This window comes from Auraticoccus monumenti (assembly GCF_900101785.1).
Taxonomy (GTDB): Bacteria; Actinomycetota; Actinomycetes; order Propionibacteriales; family Propionibacteriaceae; genus Auraticoccus; species Auraticoccus monumenti.
Map to the genome: position 1 here is coordinate 4053926 of NZ_LT629688.1, position 16055 is coordinate 4069980.

Here is a 16055-nt window from a genome sequence, read left to right on the forward strand (position 1 = left end):
CCGTCCCGTCCCGGCACTAGGATCCCCGGTGATGGAGACGGCGAGCGGCGGCAGACGGGTCACGGTCGGGCTGGTCCTGCTGCTGGGCAGCATGACCGCCCTGGGACCGTTGACCATCGACACCTACCTGCCGGCGCTGCCGCAGATGGCCACCGACCTGGGGGCCAGCGAGTCCCAGATCCAGCTCACCCTGACCACCATGCTGCTCGGGCTGGGGCTCGGCCAGCTGATCAACGGGCCGCTGTCGGACACGGTGGGGCGCCGGCTGCCGATCATCGTCGGCTTCAGCGGCCACATCGTCGCCTCGCTGCTGATCGCCCTCTCCCCCTCGGTGGAGCTGGTGATCGGGCTGCGGCTGCTGCAGGGCTTCTTCGGGTCCGCGGTGATGGTGGTGGCCATGGCCGTGGTCCGCGACCTGTTCGAGGGCCTGCAGGTGGTGCAGATGCTCAGCCGGCTGTCGCTGGTGATGGGGCTGGCCCCGATCCTGGCCCCCAGCCTCGGTGGGCTGCTGCTGGCGGTCACCAGCTGGCACGGCATCTTCGTCTTCCTGGCCCTGGCGGCGGGGGTGGCGCTGACCACCGCGGTCACCCGGCTGCCCGAGACGCTGCCGCCCGAGCGACGGCTTCAGGCCGGGCTGGGCCCCACCCTGCAGGCCTACCGGACGCTGCTGTCGGACCGCGCCTACCTGGTGATGGTGGTGGTGGGAGCGGCGAACTCGGTCAGCCTGTTCAGCTACATCTCCGGCTCCTCCTTCATCTTCCAGGAGGGCTTCGGGCTGTCCCCGCAGCAGTACGCGCTGGTCTTCGGGGCCAACGGCGTGCTGCTGATCGGCGGCACCCAGCTCACTCCCGTGCTGGTCCGTCGGTTCGGGGCGGAGCGGGTGCTGCTGGGCGCGCTGGTGGTGAGCGTGCTGGCCTCGGTGGCCACGGTGGTGCTCGCCCGCACCGACGCCGGGCTGCTCGGCGCGGTGATCCCGATCGGGGTGGTGATGGCCATGCTCGGTCTGTGCATGCCGACCACCACCACCCTGGCGCTGGAGCACCACGGACGGACCGCCGGCACGGCGATGGCCGTGCTCGGCGCCGGCCGCTTCGCCATCGCCGGCGGGGCCGCCCCGCTGGTGGGTCTGCTGGGTGACGGGACGGCCGGTGCGCTCGGCCTGGTGATGGTGGTCAGCAACGCCCTGGCCGCCGCCCTGATGATCCAGGTGGTGCGCCATCGACGCCGCTGAGCAGCCCCGGTTCCTGCTGCTGCCGGGACGGCACCACCTGCTGACCCGGTTCCAGGCCGACTGGCTGCGTCGCACCGTGGCCGGCCGCGACGTCACGGTGGTCTGGGCCGTCACCTCGGCCAACCACCACACCACCCGCCGCAACCCCGTCCCCTACTCCCGCCGGGAGTCCGCGATCGAGCGGTTCTCGGTGCAGGAGGGGCTGCGCTCGCTGGTGGTCGGCATCCACGACGTCCCGCCCACCGACGACTTCGCGGAGGTCACGGTGAAGGCCTGCCGGGAGGCCCTCGGGCTGCCGCTCACCCCGGCCGACACCCAGGTGGCCTGCTCGACGGCCTCGGTCAGCGCCCTCTACCGCGGGCTGGGCTACACCGTGCTGCCGGTGGAGGACGAGCCCCGGCCCGAGGGCGCCCCGGCACCGGAGCTCCCCTGGGAGGTGCTCACCCGGCTGGCCGGCGGCGACGACGGCTGGCGCGTCCCGGCGCACCCGGCCAGCGTGGACGTGCTGACCCGCTACCGCCTGGACGAGCACGTCCGCACCGTGCTCAACGACCCGGTGGTCGGCGACGACGGCGGTCTGACCCCCAGCCGGGACTACCACAGCTACGCCGAGTCCTTCGAGGTGGCCAGCGACCGCAAGTGGGCGCAGGTGGCGCCCTACGTGCGACCGGGTCGCATCCTCGACATCGGCTGCGCCACCGGCGCCCTGCTGGAGCGCATCGACGCCGACCCGCGCTTCCACGAGTCCGACCTGATCGGGGTCGAGGTCGCCCGGCACCTGATGGCCGAGTGCGAGCACAAGGTGGCCCAGGGCCGCTTCCGCAACCCCAACGTCTTCTTCCACCAGCGCAACATGCTCGGGGACACGGTGTTCCCGCCGCGCTCCATCGACACCTCGATCAGCATCGCGCTCACCCACGAGATCTGGTCCTACACCCGTCCGGTGGGCGCCCGCCGCGACCAGCTGCAGCGCTTCGTGGACCGCATCGCCGCCCACACCGCACCGGGCGGGGTCTGGGTGAACGCCGACGTCTGCGGACCCGGCGAACCGGAGCGACCGGTGCTGCTGGAGCTGGACGACTCCGACGGGACGAACCCGCCGCCGCGCCCGGACCTGGACCGGTGGCCGCGCGAGCAGGTGGCCGAGCACGTCGCGGGCCTGTCCACCCGGGCCAGGCTGGCGCAGTTCGCGGTCGACTTCGAGCGGCTGGCCGGGGTCCGGGTCGAGCACCAGCAGGTCGGGGACGCGGTGCGGCTTCGGCTGGCCGACGCGATGGACTACCTGACCCGCAAGGACTACGCCGACAACTGGCTCTCGGAGTGCCACGAGCAGTTCTGCGGCCTCTCCTGGGCGGACTGGCAGGACGTGGTGCGCGCCGCCGGGATGACCCTGGACGCCGCCTCGCGGCCCTGGCGCAACGACTGGGTGGTGGAGCACCGGATCGCGCCGGTGGCCGGCCTGCGCGGCCTGGACGGAGCCGAGCTGGAGTGGCCCGACACCCACGTGCTGCTGGTGGCACGTCCGGGCGTCACGTCCTGAGGGGCGGCCCCCCGACCACTCAGCCCGGGAGGACCAGCTCCTCGCCACGACGAGCTGACAGGTGGGTCGTCGGCCGCCACCTCGTCGAGGCGGGGCGCCGGTTCCGCCCGGGGTCTCAACGCCCACGCTCCTCGCTGATGGTGTTCGCCCCGTCGACCGTGATGAGCTGACCCGTGATGTAGGACGCGCCCTCACCGGCCAGGAACGCGATCGCGTAGGCCACCTCGTCGGCGGTGCCGGACCGGCCGACGGGGGTGGCCGCGCCCATCCTCCGCTCGTGGTCGGAGGCGGAGGCCGTGTCGATCCACCCCGGGGCCACGGCGTTCACCGTGATGCCCGCCGCGGCCGTGTCGATCGCGGTCGCGCGCGTCAGCCCGACGACGCCGGCCTTCGCCGCGTGGTAGGCCACGTCGCCGGGGTAGGCGGCGACGGGCCCCGACACCGAGGACACGTTGACGATGCGGCCGTACCCGGCGGCCCGCATGGGACCGGTCACGGCGCGGGTCATCAGGTACGCCGTGGTGAGGTTCCGGTCGAGCGAGGCGTGCCAGTGGTCCAGGGACGCTCCGCCGACCGCGCCCGAGGCGGAGGAGTCCGACACGGCCGTCATCCCGGCGTTGTTGACCAGGACGTCCACGCCACCGAAGGAGTCCGACGCACGGGCGAGGACGGCGTCCACGCCCGCCTGGCCGGTGAGGTCGGCCACCACCCCCTCTGCTCGGACACCGGCGGCGCGGAGCTCTGCGACCCGCTCGAAGATGCGGTCGGTCGTCGAGGTGATGACCACCCGGCTCCCGCCGGCGCCGAGCAGACGGGCTGCTGCGAACCCGATCCCGTGCGGGCTCCCGGCGCCGGTGATGACGGCGACCCGCTGGTCGTGGGTGGTCATGGTGGAACCTCTCGTCTCGTGGTGCGACCGCACGATGTCGACCGGGCGGTCAGGACCTGGGTCGTGCGTCCCGCTGCGGTCCCCGTCGGCCGCGCGTGCCTGCTCCGAGGGACCCGCTGGACGGTTCCTCGGCCGACGTCCTCGCACGTCCGTCCTGGACCACGGACGATGACGCCCCGCGCGTTGCTCGTCGAGCTCCCTCGTCCCGACGAGCCCCGCACACGTCCGCGTGAGGCCGACGGGTCCAGTAGAGACCGTGTGCCTGGCACAGGGTCAACCACCGGCTCGGCCGGGATCGAGCTCGTGCTCGGCCCGGTGCTGCAGCCACCGGCACGACGACCGGGCTCACCCGGGGTGGTGCCATGCCTTCGGCGGCGGAGGCGCCGGCCGCGGACCGGTCGGTCCGAGGGGGCGGACCCGGTGGAGCGTCCGGGGGTCAGCGCCGCCTGGCGCCTCCGGGGGTCAGCGCCGCCAGGCCGTCAGCACCAGCCGCCAGCTGAGGTCCCGGCGCGGCGGCACCGGCTGCTCCGGGGACCCGATCGAGGGGGCCACCAGCTGCTCGGTGGCGCCGGTCCCGGTACGCAACCGCAGCAGCCCGAGGTCCTCGCGCTGGTCGGTGGTCCAGTGCAGCCCCAGCGCGTCCGGCCCGTCCAGCACCCAGGCGTGGGCCCAGCCCGAGGGGCCCACCAGCCCGCGGTCGTCGGTGACCGCCTCCAGGCTGCCCGCGGCGGCGCTCAGCGGGACCCGGACCTCGTGGCGCCACGGCTCCCGGGTGACGGTCCGGTAGCCGATCCGCACCGCCCCGGAGAGGGTGTTCAGGGTGCGGGCCAGGCTGCCGACCTCGTCCACCACGCGCCAGGCGGGGGAGCCGGACGGCTGGCCCAGCCGGTCCGCGGCCTCGGCCGAAGGCTGCCAGGCCCGGGTGCCGGTGCCCTCGTCGTCGTCGGCCCGGCCGAAGACCTCCTGCGCCGGCTCGGCGAGCCACTCCCGCTCCCCCGCCCGCAGCGACGTCCACCGGCCGCCGGTCGCGTGGTCCACCACCAGCCCGAGCTCGGTGCGGGTCCAGGGACCCGCCACGGGTGGGCCGGAGACGGGACCGCCGAGCGCGCCAGTTGCCATGGCGCCACCGTAGCCGCCGACGTCGCCCGCGGCTCAGCCGGCGGGCTGCTCGCCCCGGGGCCGGCGCCGGCGGGGCGCACGGGTCGTCCGCGCCTGCTCCACGGTGGCGGCCAGCTCGGCCAGGGCCTCCTCCACGCACTGGGCCAGCACGTCCAGGTCCCGGACGCGGTCCCGGTCGCCGTTGAGCCCGACGAAGACCTCGCCGTCGTAGGAGGTCACCCCGATGGTGAGGATGTGGCCGGCCCCCAGCGGGAGCACGGGGTAGCTGGCCACCAGCCGGGCGTCGTCGACGTGCATCGGGTGCTGCGGGCCGGGGACGTTGGTGATCAGCAGGTCGTGCTGGCGCCGCACCACCTGCCCAGCGACCCGGACCCCGAGGCTGTGCAGCGTGGTGGGGGCGAACCCGGCGATGTCGGTGATGGTGCGGGCCCCCACGGCCAGCCCGGTGTCCTTGTGCGCCTTGGTGCCGTGGGAGACCTGGTGCAGACGCATCAGCGCGTTCGGCTCCCCCACCGGCAGCCGCATCAGGTGCGGGGCCACCCGGCTGCCCAGGGAGGACGGGGCGCCGTCCTCGTCGATCACGCTCATCGGCACGCAGGCGGTCAGGGTGCTCGGCAGCGACGTCTGGCCGCGGGCCTGCAGCCAGGAGCGCAGCGCACCGGTCAGCACCGCCAGCACCACGTCGTTGATGGTGCACTGGTGGGCGACCCGCAGCGTCTTGAGCGCCGACAGCGGCACCACCACCGAGGCGAAGCGGCGCTGCTCGCCCACCACCCCGGTCAGCGGGGAGTCCGCCGGCGGCCGGGCCCCGGTCATCAGGTCCTCGGCCAGCGCACCGACCGCGGTGCCGACGCCGCCACCCAGCGCCTCACCGACGGTGACCACCGTCCCCAGGGCCGCGGTCACCCCCCGCCGCAGACCGACGACCGCGCGCAGCGGGTCGGCCACCGTCTCCACCGCGGTCTGCACCAGCAGGTCGACCGCCGTGGGCTCGGGCCGCGGCTCCCACCCGGGGGCGGCCAGCCCGCCGGCGTCGGGGACCTCGTCCAGCAGCACCTGGCCGATGTCGACGTGGTCGTGGCCGTCCACCAGCAGCTGGTGGCTCTTGGTGATCACCGCGAACCGGTCCTCGGCCAGGCCCTCCACCAGGTACATCTCCCACAGCGGCCGGGAGTGGTCCAGCCTGCGGGCCATCACCCGGCCGACGAACTCGCGCAGCTGCTCCGGGCTCCCCGGGCGCGGCAGGGCCGAGGCCCGCACGTGGTAGCTGAGGTCGAAGTCCTCGTCGTCGACCCAGACCGGCGCCGCCAGGTTGAGCGGCACGTGACGCAGCCGCATCCGGTAGCGCGGCACGTAGGCCAGCCGGTCCTCGACCAGCGCCGCGAGGCGGGCCAGGTCGAATCCCCGTGGGCCGGGGGCGAAGACGTCGACGGCCCCGACGTGGTTCGGGTGGTGGGCGGTGTCGAGCGCGAGCAGGGCGTCCTCGGTCGCGGTCAGCCGGTCGGCCACAGGCGTCCTCCCTCCGGGTCGTCCACAGATTACCCAGCGATCCTGCCGCCGACGTCGCGACGGGCGCACAGTGGGTCGGTGACCACCGCCACCGCGACCGTCCCCGGGACCCTGCGGGCCGACCCGCTGCCTCCCCAGCACCCTCCGGTGCTCGAGCTGCTGCGGGAGGGCCGCCTGCTGCCGGACCAGCCGACGCTCTTCGCCGCGACCACCCCGCCCGACCACCCTCCCGGCGGCCCGGACGCCCCGCTGCTGCCCGACGCCGTGGCCACCGCGGGGGCGCTGGTGCGGCTGGTGCTGGAGTCGCTGGCCGGGCGGCGCCCCGCGACCCAGCTGAGCCGCTGGTTCAGCGAGGACGTGCTGGCCGAGCTGAGCGTCCTGCGCGGGCTGCGCCGGCGCTCCCGCCGCCACCCGGAGCTGGTGCTGCACTCGCTCCGGGTCCAGCACCCGCACCCGGCCGTGGCCGAGGTGAGCGTGCACCTGCGCGGCCGTGACCGCTCGCTGGCCTGGGCGCTGCGGCTGGAGGCGACGTCGCAGCGCTGGTGGTGCACCGGGCTCGAGCTGGGCCCGCGTCCGGTGCGGTGAGGGTCAGCTCTTGCGGCCGTGGCACTGCTTGAACTTGCGGCCCGACCCGCAGGGGCAGACGTCGTTGCGCCCCACCCCGGCGTAGGAGTCGGCCGGCTCCTGGGTCGCGGTCGCGGTGGCGCGCCCGGTCTCGTCGGGGGCGGAGTAGGTCAGCCGGCGCTGGCTGGAGCCGCCCAGACCCTTGGCCTGCACCACCGGCCGTGCGGCCTCGTGCTCGGCCGGACCGGCGTCCTCCGGCTCCGGGTCGCCCTGGTCGGGGTCGCCGGCGGTTCCGCTGGCGGCAGCACCACCGGCCGCCCCGTCCTGCTGCCCGTCCGTGCCCGCTGCGGCGTCACCGACCGGAGCCGGGGCCCCGCCGGCCGCACCTGCCGGCGCCGCCGGGGCGATCGCCGCACCGACGTCGTCCACGGTGATGGCCCGGCCGTCGCGGACGGCGCCGACCGCCGGTCCGGCAGCGGGTCGCACCGTGACGTCGAGGTTGAACAGGTAGCCCACGACCTCCTCGGTGAAGGCGGCCATCATCGAGTTGAACATGGTGCCGCCCTCGCGCTGGTACTCCACCAGCGGGTCGCGCTGGGCCATCGCCCGCAGCCCGATCCCCTCGCGCAGGTAGTCCATCTCGTAGAGGTGCTCACGCCACTTGCGGTCCAGCACCGTCAGCAGCACCTGGCGCTCGAGCTCGCGCATGGCCGGGGCACCCAGCGACTCCTCACGGGCGTCGTAGGCCCGCGACGCGTCCTCCACGAAGTCCTTGACCAGCTCCTCGACGGTGAGGTCGACGCCCTCGTACTCGGCGCGGTCCAGGGTGACCGGGTACAGCGTGGACACCTGGGTCCACAGCTGCTCCAGGTCCCAGTCCTCGACGAAGCCCTCGGTGCCGCTGCGGACGTAGCTCTCCACCACCGAGGCGGTGGCCGAGCGCAGCTGGGCCTCGACGTCGGCGCCCTCCAGCACCTTGCGCCGGTCGCCGTAGATGGCGTGGCGCTGGCGGTTCATCACGTCGTCGTACTTGAGGATGTTCTTCCGGGTCTCGAAGTTCTGCGCCTCCACCTGCGCCTGGGCGCTGGCGATGGAGGCGGAGACCCGCTTGTTCTCGATCGGCTGGTCGTCGGGGATCTTGAGCGCCTGCAGCACCCACTCCACGACGTCGGACTTGAACAGCCGCATCAGGTCGTCCCCGAGGGACAGGTAGAACCGGCTCTCACCGGGGTCGCCCTGACGTCCGGAGCGACCACGCAGCTGGTTGTCGATGCGGCGGGACTCGTGCCGCTCGGAGCCGACCACGTACAGACCGCCGAGGGCGACGACCTCCTCGTGCTCGGCACGCACCTCCGTCTCGATCGACTCCAGGGCCTCGCCCCAGGCCGCCTCGTACTCCTCGGCGTGCTCGACCGGGTCCAGGCCGCGGGCCCGCAGCTGCTGGTCGGCCAGGAACTCGGAGTTGCCGCCGAGGATGATGTCGGTGCCTCGACCGGCCATGTTGGTGGCCACCGTGACCGCACCGCGACGACCGGCCTCGGCCACGATCGCGGCCTCCCGGGCGTGGTTCTTGGCGTTCAGCACCTCGTGCCGGACGCCGGCCTCCTTGAGGGCCCTGGACAGCAGCTCGGACTTGGCCACCGAGGCGGTGCCGATCAGCACCGGCTGGCCCTTCTCGTGGCGCTCGGCCACGTCGGACACGATGGCGGCGAACTTGGCGTCCTCGGTGCGGTAGATCAGGTCCTTCTCGTCGTCGCGCACCATCGGCTTGTTGGTCGGGATGGGCACCACGCCCAGGCCGTAGATCTTCTGGAACTCCGCGGCCTCGGTCAGCGCCGTGCCGGTCATGCCGGAGAGCTTGTCGTACATGCGGAAGAAGTTCTGCAGGGTGATCGTGGCGAGCGTCTGGTACTCGTCCTTGATCTGCACCTTCTCCTTGGCCTCGATGGCCTGGTGCAGCCCCTCGTTGTAGCGCCGGCCCACCAGGGTGCGACCGGTGTGCTCGTCGACGATCAGCACCTCGCCGTCCATCAGGACGTAGTCGCGGTCCTTCTTGAACAGCTCCTTGGCCTTGATCGCCTGGTTCAGGTGGGAGATCAGCGGGGTGTTGGCCGACTCGTAGAGGTTGGAGATGCCCAGGCGGTCCTCGACGAAGTCGATCCCGGCCTCGATGACGGACACGGTGCGCTTCTTCTCGTCCACCTCGTAGTGGACGTCACGCTGCATCCGGCCGGCGATCTTGGCGAACTCGGGGTACCACTCGTGGCTCTCCTCGGCCGGGCCGGAGATGATCAGCGGCGTCCGGGCCTCGTCGACCAGGATCGAGTCCACCTCGTCCACGATCGCGAAGTGGTGGCCGCGCTGGACGCAGTCCTCCAGCCGCAGGGCCATGTTGTCGCGCAGGTAGTCGAAGCCGAACTCGTTGTTGGTGCCGTAGGTGATGTCGGCGGCGTAGGCCCGGCGGCGCTCGGCCGGGCTCTGGCCGGACAGGATGACCGCGGTCTCCAGACCGAGGAAGTGGTGCACCCGGCCCATCTGCTCGGACTGGAACTTGGCCAGGTAGTCGTTGACCGTGATGACGTGCACGCCCTTGCCCGTGAGCGCGTTCAGGTAGGAGGGCAGGGTGGCCACCAGGGTCTTGCCCTCACCGGTCTTCATCTCGGCGATGTTCCCCAGGTGCAGCGCCGCCCCACCCATGATCTGCACGTCGTAGTGGCGCTTGCCGAGCACCCGGTGGCTGGCCTCGCGGACCGTCGCGAAGGCCTCCGGGAGAAGGCGGTCCAGCGACTCGCCCTTCTCGATCCGGGCGCGGTAGTCCGCGGTCTGGGACCGGAGCTCGTCGTCGGACATGGTGGTGAAGTCCTCCTCGATGGAGGTCACCTGGTCGGCGATGCCCTTGAGGCGGCGGAGCATCTTGCCCTCGCCCACGCGGAGCAGCTTGTCCATCAGAGCCACGGTTGATCTCTTCCCGTCGGGGCGGCAGCGGAGCTGCCTCGGTCCGGTCGTGCACGACCGCCGACCATCTTAGACGCGGCAGGTGCCGATCGGGAGCGACGCGATCCAGGGTATGGAACACGCGTTCGAATCGAGGTAGCCTCGGGGCATGACGGCAGGCACCGACCACCGGCTCCGCGCCCGGACCAGCGCCCCCGAGCAGCTGCAGGACTCGCTCTTCGCCAGCGGCCCGACGGGGCTCGGCCGGCTCGACGGGGTCACCCGCACCACCCTGACCCGGGGGGCCTGGGTCGACCTGGTGCCCGGCTGGCTGGGCGGGGCCCAGGACGTGCTCGAGACCCTGATGACCGAGGTCCCCTGGTACGCCGAGCGGCGGGAGATGTACGAGCGGGAGGTCGAGGTGCCGCGGCTGCTGAAGTTCTACGAGGCCTCCGAGCCGCTCCCCCACCCGGTGCTGGCCGAGGCCCGCGACGCCCTGAACGCCCACTACGCCGCCGAGCTGGGGGAGCCGTTCACCACCGCCGGGCTGTGCCTCTACCGCGACGGGCGGGACTCGGTGGCCTGGCACGGGGACCGGGTCGGCCGCGGGCGGATGGACGACACCATGGTGGCCATCCTGTCCGTCGGCTCCGCCCGGACGCTCGCGCTACGCCCCCGCGGCGGCGGCTCCTCGCTGCGCTTCCCGCTCGGGCACGGGGACCTGATCGTGATGGGCGGCTCCTGCCAGCGCACCTGGGACCACGCGATCCCCAAGACGGCCAAGCCGGTCGGCCCACGCGTCTCCATCCAGTTCCGCCCCAGCGGGGTGCGCTGAGTCAGCCCAGCCCCGACGCCGCCACGGCGACGGCCAGCTCCGCCGCGAGGTCACCGCGCGTCCCGACGACGACGCCGTCGAGCCCGAGCCAGTCCGCCAGCAGCGCCAGCTCGGCGCCCAGCGCCTGCGCCACCTCACCGCCGCGGGCGGCGGCGGCCCCCTCCACCCAGGCCGAGCGCACCAGCAGCACCCCGGCCGCACGGTCGGCCTTGAGGTCGACCCGGGCCACCAGCTCCTCCCCCAGCAGGAAGGGGTAGACGTAGTAGCCGTAGCGGCGCTGGGGCTCGGGGACGTAGATCTCGATCCGGTAGTGGAAGTCGAAGAGGTCCAGCAGCCGACCGCGCTCGAAGACCATCGAGTCGAAGGGGCTGAGCAGCGCGCGGCCCTCGACCCGCCGCGGGACCCGGGCGCCGACGTGCAGCCAGCGCGGCTGGCGCAGCCCCCGCACCGTCACCGGCACCAGCTCCCCCGCCTCGACCAGGTCGGCCACCGCCGGGCGGACCTGGGCCCGCTTGAGCCGGAAGTAGTCGGCCAGGGAGCGCTCGTCGGCCACCCCCAGGGCGACCGCGGAGCGGTGCACCAGCGTCCGGACCGCGTCGGCCGGGTCGGGGGTGGGGGCGGCGATCACCGCCGGCGGCAGCACCCGCTCGGGGAGGTCGTAGACCCGCTCGAACTGCTCGTTGCGGCGGGCCGCGGTGATCTCACCGGACCAGAAGAGCCACTCCAGGCACACCTTCACCGAGGACCAGTTCCAGCCCCAGTGGGCGGTGGAGCGCTCCTCCTCGTGCTGGATCTGCCGGGCGGTCAGCGGTCCGCGGTCGGCGACCTCGGCCCGGACCCGGTCCAGCAGGTCGGGCTGCTCGGCCTGGACGCTGCGGATCCTGCCCCAGGCCTCCTCCGCGGCGGCCGCCATCCGGGGACGCAGCGCCGGCTGCAGGGTGACGTCGACCAGCGACGCCTCGTGCGCCCAGTACTCGAAGAGCCGTCGCGGCGACCGGCCGGCGGCCCGGGCCAGCAGCGCGTCGTCGTAGGGCCCCAGCCGGGAGAAGGCGGGCAGCCGGTGGGCCCGGGCCACCACGTTGACCGAGTCGATCTGCAGCAGCGCCAGCCGGTCCACCAGCCGCTGGACGTCGCGCATCCCGACCGCCCGGTCGGGGCGGCCGGTCAGGCCCTGGGCGGCCAGCGCCACCCGGCGGGCCTGGGGCAGGCTGAGGGTCTCTGGCGGCACGGTAGGAGGCTAGCGACCCGCACTGACAGACTGGGGTCTTCGACAGGAGGTACAGGTGACTGATCCCGACGCCACACGCGTGGCCGTCTACATCGACTTCGACAACATCGTGATCTCGCACTACGACCACGTGCACGGCCGCAACGCGTTCTCCCGCGACCGCGCCCGCCAGCGCGAGACCGGCAGCGGACCCTCGCCGGAGATGGTCGACCGGCTGGAGCAGGCGACGGTGGACGTGGGTGCGGTGCTCGACTTCGCCTCCTCCTACGGCACCATCGTGCTGACCCGCGCCTACGCCGACTGGTCCGCGACGGTCAACGCCCGCTACCAGCGCCAGCTGGTCGGGCGCGCGGTCGACCTGGTCCAGCTCTTCCCGGCCGCGGCCTACGCCAAGAACGGCGCCGACATCCGGCTGGCGGTGGACGCGGTGGAGGACATGTTCCGGCTGCCCGACCTCACCCACGTGGTGATCGTGGCCGGCGACTCCGACTACGTCCCGCTGGCCCAGCGCTGCAAGCGGCTGGGGCGCTACGTGGTGGGGATCGGCGTGGCCGGCTCCACCAGCAAGTCCCTCGGGGCGGCCTGCGACGAGCTGGTCACCTACGGCGCCCTGCCCGGGATCGCCGAGGAGGAGACCCGGGTCGAGGACGAGCCCGCCCCCGCCCCGGTGAGCCGGCCGGACCCGGTGGCGGTGGCGGGTCCCACCTCCCCGGCCGAGCTCTCCGACGAGGACGACGACGAGGACGAGCCCGACGCCACCCTCAGCCGTCGCGGGGCCACCCGGCTGCTGGAGCGGGCGCTGCGGCTGGCCCACGAGCGCGAGGACGACGACTGGCTGCACGCCTCGGAGGTCAAGACGCAGATGAAGCGGATGGACCCCTCCTTCAGCGAGAAGTCCCTGGGCTACCGCTCCTTCTCGGAGTTCGTGAAGTCGCGCAACAGCGTGGCCGAGCTGGACGAGACCGACCAGACCCGGCTGATCCGGCTGCGGCCGGACCGCAACCGCTGACCTCACGCCCGGCGCGGTCGCGGCGTCCTCGGGGTGAGGAGGAACCATGTCGCCCACGCACACCGTGCTGGACTCACCGGTCGGCCCGCTGACCCTGGTGGCCGAAGAGGGGGCGCTGACCGCGCTCCTGATGGGCCGCCACCGCCACCCGGGGATGGCGCTGGGCGCCCGCCGCGACGGCGACTTCGCCGCCGCGGCGGAGCAGCTGGAGGACTACTTCGCCGGCGGGCTGACCCGCTTCGAGCTGCCGCTGGCCCCGGCCGGGCGGCCCTTCGACCTCCGGGTCTGGGCGCTGCTGCGCGAGATCCCCTACGGCACCACGCGCAGCTACGCCGAGCTGGCCCGCGAGCTGGGCGGGACGGGGTTCTCCCAGGCGGTCGGCCGGGCCAACGGCCGCAACCCGATCGGGATCGTGGTGCCCTGCCACCGGGTGGTGGGCACCGACGGGTCGCTGACCGGCTACGCCGGTGGGCTGGAGCGCAAGCGCGCCCTGCTCCACCTGGAGGACCCCGCCCGCTTCGGCGAGCAGCTCCTGTTCTAGGCGGGCCGGGTCAGGCGGTGGCGGCCTGCTCGGCGCCCTCGGTCTCGAGGTGGATGACGCCGTAGTCGTAGGCGTGGCGGCGGTAGACGACGCTGGGACGTCCGCTGGCGGCGTCGACGAAGAGGTAGAAGTCGTGACCGACGAGCTCCATCTCGTCCAGGGCCTGGTCCAGGGTCATCGGGGGCGCGGAGTGGGTCTTCTCGCGCACCACCAGCGGGCCGTCCCCGCGGACCTCCATGCCGGCCACGGTGTGCACGTCGCTGTCCTCGGCGGCCGGCTCCTCGGCCGGCATCGCGTGCAGCATGGCGACCTCGCGCAGCGGCATCCGTCCACCGCCGCGGTGGTGCACCGCCCGGCGGTCGTGGGCCTTGCGGAGCTGGGTGGTGAGCTTGTCCAGGGCGCGCTCGAAGGCGGCGGTCTTGTCGTGGGCGCAGGACTCCGCGCGCACCGCCGGTCCCTTGCTCACCAGCGTGATCTGCACGCAGGTGTCCTGGTCGGGGTTGCGGGCGTTGTCGGCCGACACCTCCACCTCGACCCGGATCACCCGGTCCCGCAGACGCTCGATCCTGGTGACCCTCTCCTGCACGTGGGAACGGAACTCCTCCGTCACGGTGCAGTGGCGACCTGACACGACAACATCCATGGTGACCTCCTGTGCTGGGGGGACCCCGACCCTCGCAGGGGGCGACCCCCTGCGGGGGTGCGGAGATGACGACGGCGCCCGCCCCGGCCCGGCAGGTCCCGGGGGACCTGCGTCTGTGGGCGAGGCAGTGGCGCCATGCAGCCACGTTAGTGCCTCCTCCTGGTCACGTGAAGGCGACCCCCTGGACACGTGAGGTGGACCAGCAGGACACCCGGCGTCACCGGATGCTTACACCCGGGCCCGCTCGGTGACACAGCCGTAACACGAGGAGACACCGGCCGACACACACCTCCCGGACGATCTGGGACATGGAAATTGATACCGGTGATACCGCGTGGGTCCTGGTCTCCGCCGCCATGGTCCTGCTGATGACCCCTGGTCTCGCACTCTTCTACGGCGGCATGGTCCGGTCCAAGAGCGTTCTGAACATGATGCTGATGAGCTTCGCCAGTCTCGGCGTCATCGGGGTCCTCTGGGTCCTCTACGGCTACAGCATGACCTTCGGCAGCTCCGTCGGGGACGCCCGCATCGTCGGGAACCCGCTGGAGTACCTCGGTCTCGAGGGTCTGATGAGTCCTGAGGCGGTGTCCGGGACGATCCCGACGCTCGCCTTCGTGTCCTTCCAGGCCGTCTTCGCCATCATCGCCGTCGCGCTGATCTCGGGCGCGATCGCCGACCGGGCCAGGTTCGGGACCTGGATCGTCTTCACGGTGATCTGGGCGACGCTGGTCTACTTCCCCGTCGCGCACTGGGTCTTCGCCTTCGACGCGACCGACGACGCGGGGACCGTCACCACCTACGGCGGCTGGATCGCCAACGTGGTCGAGGCCCTCGACTTCGCCGGTGGCACCGCCATCCACATCAACGCCGGTGCGGCCGCCCTGGCCCTCGTCCTGGTGGTCGGGAAGCGGATCGGCTTCCAGCGCGAGCCGATGCGCCCGCACAACTTGCCGCTGGTGATGGCCGGCGCCGGTCTGCTGTGGTTCGGCTGGTTCGGCTTCAACGCCGGCTCCGCCCTCGGTGCGGGCACCCTGGCCTCGGTGGCCTTCGTCAACACCATCGTCGCCACCTCGGCGGCCATCCTCGGCTGGCTGCTGCTGGAGCGTCTCCGCGACGGCCACCCCACCAGCCTGGGCGCCGCCTCGGGCGTGGTGGCCGGTCTGGTCGCCATCACCCCGGCCGCGAACTCCGTCTCCCCGGTCGGTGCCCTGCTGATCGGTCTGATCGCGGGTGTGGTCTGCGCCCTGGCCGTCGGCCTGAAGTACCGCTTCGGCTACGACGACAGCCTGGACGTGGTCGGTGTCCACCTGGTCGGCGGTCTGGTCGGCACCCTGCTGATCGGCTTCTTCGCCCACCCCGACTCCCCGGCCGAGGTGGCCGGTCTCTTCTACGGCGGCGGGCTGTCCCAGCTCGGCAAGCAGGCCATCGGCGCCTTCGCCGTCCTGATCTACTCCTTCGTGGTCACGCTGCTGATCGCGCTGCTGCTCAAGGCCGTGATGGGCTGGCGGGTCAGCGCCGAGGCCGAGACCGACGGCATCGACGGCGACCAGCACGCCGAGTCCGGATACGACCTGCACCCCCTGCGCGGTGGTAGTGGCATGATCGCCACCGCCTCGGCCCTGGGGAGCAGCACCACCCCGTCCGCCGCCGCGAAGGAAGAGGAACTGGCATGAAGCTGATCACCGCGATCATCAAGCCGCACCAGCTGGAGTCGGTGCGCGACGCCCTCGAGCGGTTCGGGATCTCCGGCATGACCGTCAGCGAGGCCAGCGGGTACGGCCGCCAGCGCGGGCACAGCGAGGTCTACCGGGGGGCGGAGTACACCGTGGACTTCATCCCCAAGATCCGGCTGGAGGTCCTGGTGGACGAGCCGGACGCCGCCAACGTGATCAACCTGATCGTCCAGCAGGCCCGCACCGGGCGCATCGGTGACGGCAAGGTCTGGGCCGTCCCCGTGGACGAGGTCGTGCGGGTGCGCACCGGCGACCGCGGCCCGGATGCACTCTGAGGCCG

14 protein-coding genes are annotated in these 16055 nt (G+C 73.0%); 8 read left to right on the plus strand and 6 right to left on the minus strand.

Annotated elements, in window-relative coordinates; translation table 11 throughout:
- The first annotated feature begins 31 nt into the window (after window positions 1–31).
- Window positions 32–1231 carry a multidrug effflux MFS transporter gene (locus tag BLT52_RS18795; RefSeq protein ID WP_090597109.1) on the plus strand — a complete coding sequence of 400 codons (1200 nt, stop codon included), beginning with the start codon at window positions 32–34 and terminating at the stop codon, window positions 1229–1231.
- A gap of 76 nt (window positions 1232–1307) precedes the next feature.
- A complete protein-coding gene (locus BLT52_RS18800) occupies window positions 1308–2771 on the plus strand; it encodes a class I SAM-dependent methyltransferase (RefSeq protein WP_231946397.1) in 1464 nt (487 codons plus the stop codon).
- A 115-nt stretch (window positions 2772–2886) separates the two neighbouring features.
- On the opposite strand, the gene BLT52_RS18805 is transcribed toward BLT52_RS18800, so the two are convergent.
- From BLT52_RS18805 to BLT52_RS18815, 3 genes are all read right to left on the minus strand, one after another.
- Window positions 2887–3660 (minus strand): SDR family oxidoreductase, encoded by a 774-nt coding sequence (locus tag BLT52_RS18805; protein ID WP_090595655.1) that lies wholly within the window; start codon window positions 3658–3660, stop codon window positions 2887–2889.
- A gap of 462 nt (window positions 3661–4122) precedes the next feature.
- Window positions 4123–4779, minus strand: a complete 657-nt coding sequence (locus tag BLT52_RS18810; RefSeq protein ID WP_157677217.1) for a hypothetical protein — start codon at window positions 4777–4779, stop codon at window positions 4123–4125.
- A 33-nt stretch (window positions 4780–4812) separates the two neighbouring features.
- Window positions 4813–6288 carry a WS/DGAT/MGAT family O-acyltransferase gene (locus BLT52_RS18815; protein ID WP_090595659.1) on the minus strand — a complete coding sequence of 492 codons (1476 nt, stop codon included), beginning with the start codon at window positions 6286–6288 and terminating at the stop codon, window positions 4813–4815.
- Between the two features lie 78 nt (window positions 6289–6366).
- On the opposite strand from BLT52_RS18815, the gene BLT52_RS18820 reads away from it, so the two are divergent.
- Window positions 6367–6873 (plus strand): Rv3235 family protein, encoded by a 507-nt coding sequence (locus tag BLT52_RS18820; RefSeq protein WP_090595661.1) that lies wholly within the window; start codon window positions 6367–6369, stop codon window positions 6871–6873.
- A gap of 3 nt (window positions 6874–6876) precedes the next feature.
- Here BLT52_RS18820 and secA read toward each other — a convergent pair whose 3' ends face one another.
- Window positions 6877–9807 (minus strand): preprotein translocase subunit SecA, encoded by a 2931-nt coding sequence (gene secA / locus BLT52_RS18825; protein WP_456236371.1) that lies wholly within the window; start codon window positions 9805–9807, stop codon window positions 6877–6879.
- A 148-nt stretch (window positions 9808–9955) separates the two neighbouring features.
- Here secA and BLT52_RS18830 point away from each other — a divergent pair, with 148 nt between their 5' ends.
- The gene (locus BLT52_RS18830; protein WP_090595665.1) at window positions 9956–10621 is read left to right on the plus strand and encodes an alpha-ketoglutarate-dependent dioxygenase AlkB; all 666 of its coding nucleotides are present in this window, start codon (window positions 9956–9958) and stop codon (window positions 10619–10621) included.
- 1 nt (window position 10622) lies between these two features.
- On the opposite strand, the gene BLT52_RS18835 is transcribed toward BLT52_RS18830, so the two are convergent.
- Window positions 10623–11849 carry a winged helix-turn-helix domain-containing protein gene (locus BLT52_RS18835; RefSeq protein WP_231946398.1) on the minus strand — a complete coding sequence of 409 codons (1227 nt, stop codon included), beginning with the start codon at window positions 11847–11849 and terminating at the stop codon, window positions 10623–10625.
- Between the two features lie 55 nt (window positions 11850–11904).
- Between BLT52_RS18835 and BLT52_RS18840 the strand changes: the two genes are divergently transcribed.
- Together BLT52_RS18840 and BLT52_RS18845 are read left to right on the plus strand one after the other, a co-directional pair.
- Window positions 11905–12858 (plus strand): NYN domain-containing protein, encoded by a 954-nt coding sequence (locus tag BLT52_RS18840; protein ID WP_090595667.1) that lies wholly within the window; start codon window positions 11905–11907, stop codon window positions 12856–12858.
- Window positions 12859–12904: 46 nt separating this feature from the next.
- Window positions 12905–13399, plus strand: coding sequence for a methylated-DNA--[protein]-cysteine S-methyltransferase (locus BLT52_RS18845; RefSeq protein WP_090595669.1), 495 nt, complete (start codon window positions 12905–12907; stop codon window positions 13397–13399).
- Window positions 13400–13409: 10 nt separating this feature from the next.
- Here BLT52_RS18845 and hpf read toward each other — a convergent pair whose 3' ends face one another.
- Entirely contained in the window at window positions 13410–14042 is a 633-nt protein-coding gene (hpf, locus tag BLT52_RS18850; RefSeq protein ID WP_090595671.1) for a ribosome hibernation-promoting factor, HPF/YfiA family, read from the minus strand.
- Window positions 14043–14350: 308 nt separating this feature from the next.
- Here hpf and BLT52_RS18855 point away from each other — a divergent pair, with 308 nt between their 5' ends.
- Together BLT52_RS18855 and BLT52_RS18860 are read left to right on the plus strand one after the other, a co-directional pair.
- Window positions 14351–15715 (plus strand): ammonium transporter, encoded by a 1365-nt coding sequence (locus BLT52_RS18855; protein ID WP_172804080.1) that lies wholly within the window; start codon window positions 14351–14353, stop codon window positions 15713–15715.
- Complete coding sequence (locus BLT52_RS18860; protein WP_090595674.1) at window positions 15712–16050, plus strand: P-II family nitrogen regulator; 339 nt, start codon at window positions 15712–15714, stop codon at window positions 16048–16050. The genes BLT52_RS18855 and BLT52_RS18860 overlap by 4 nt, the downstream gene beginning before the upstream one ends.
- The last annotated feature ends 5 nt before the right edge of the window (window positions 16051–16055 follow it).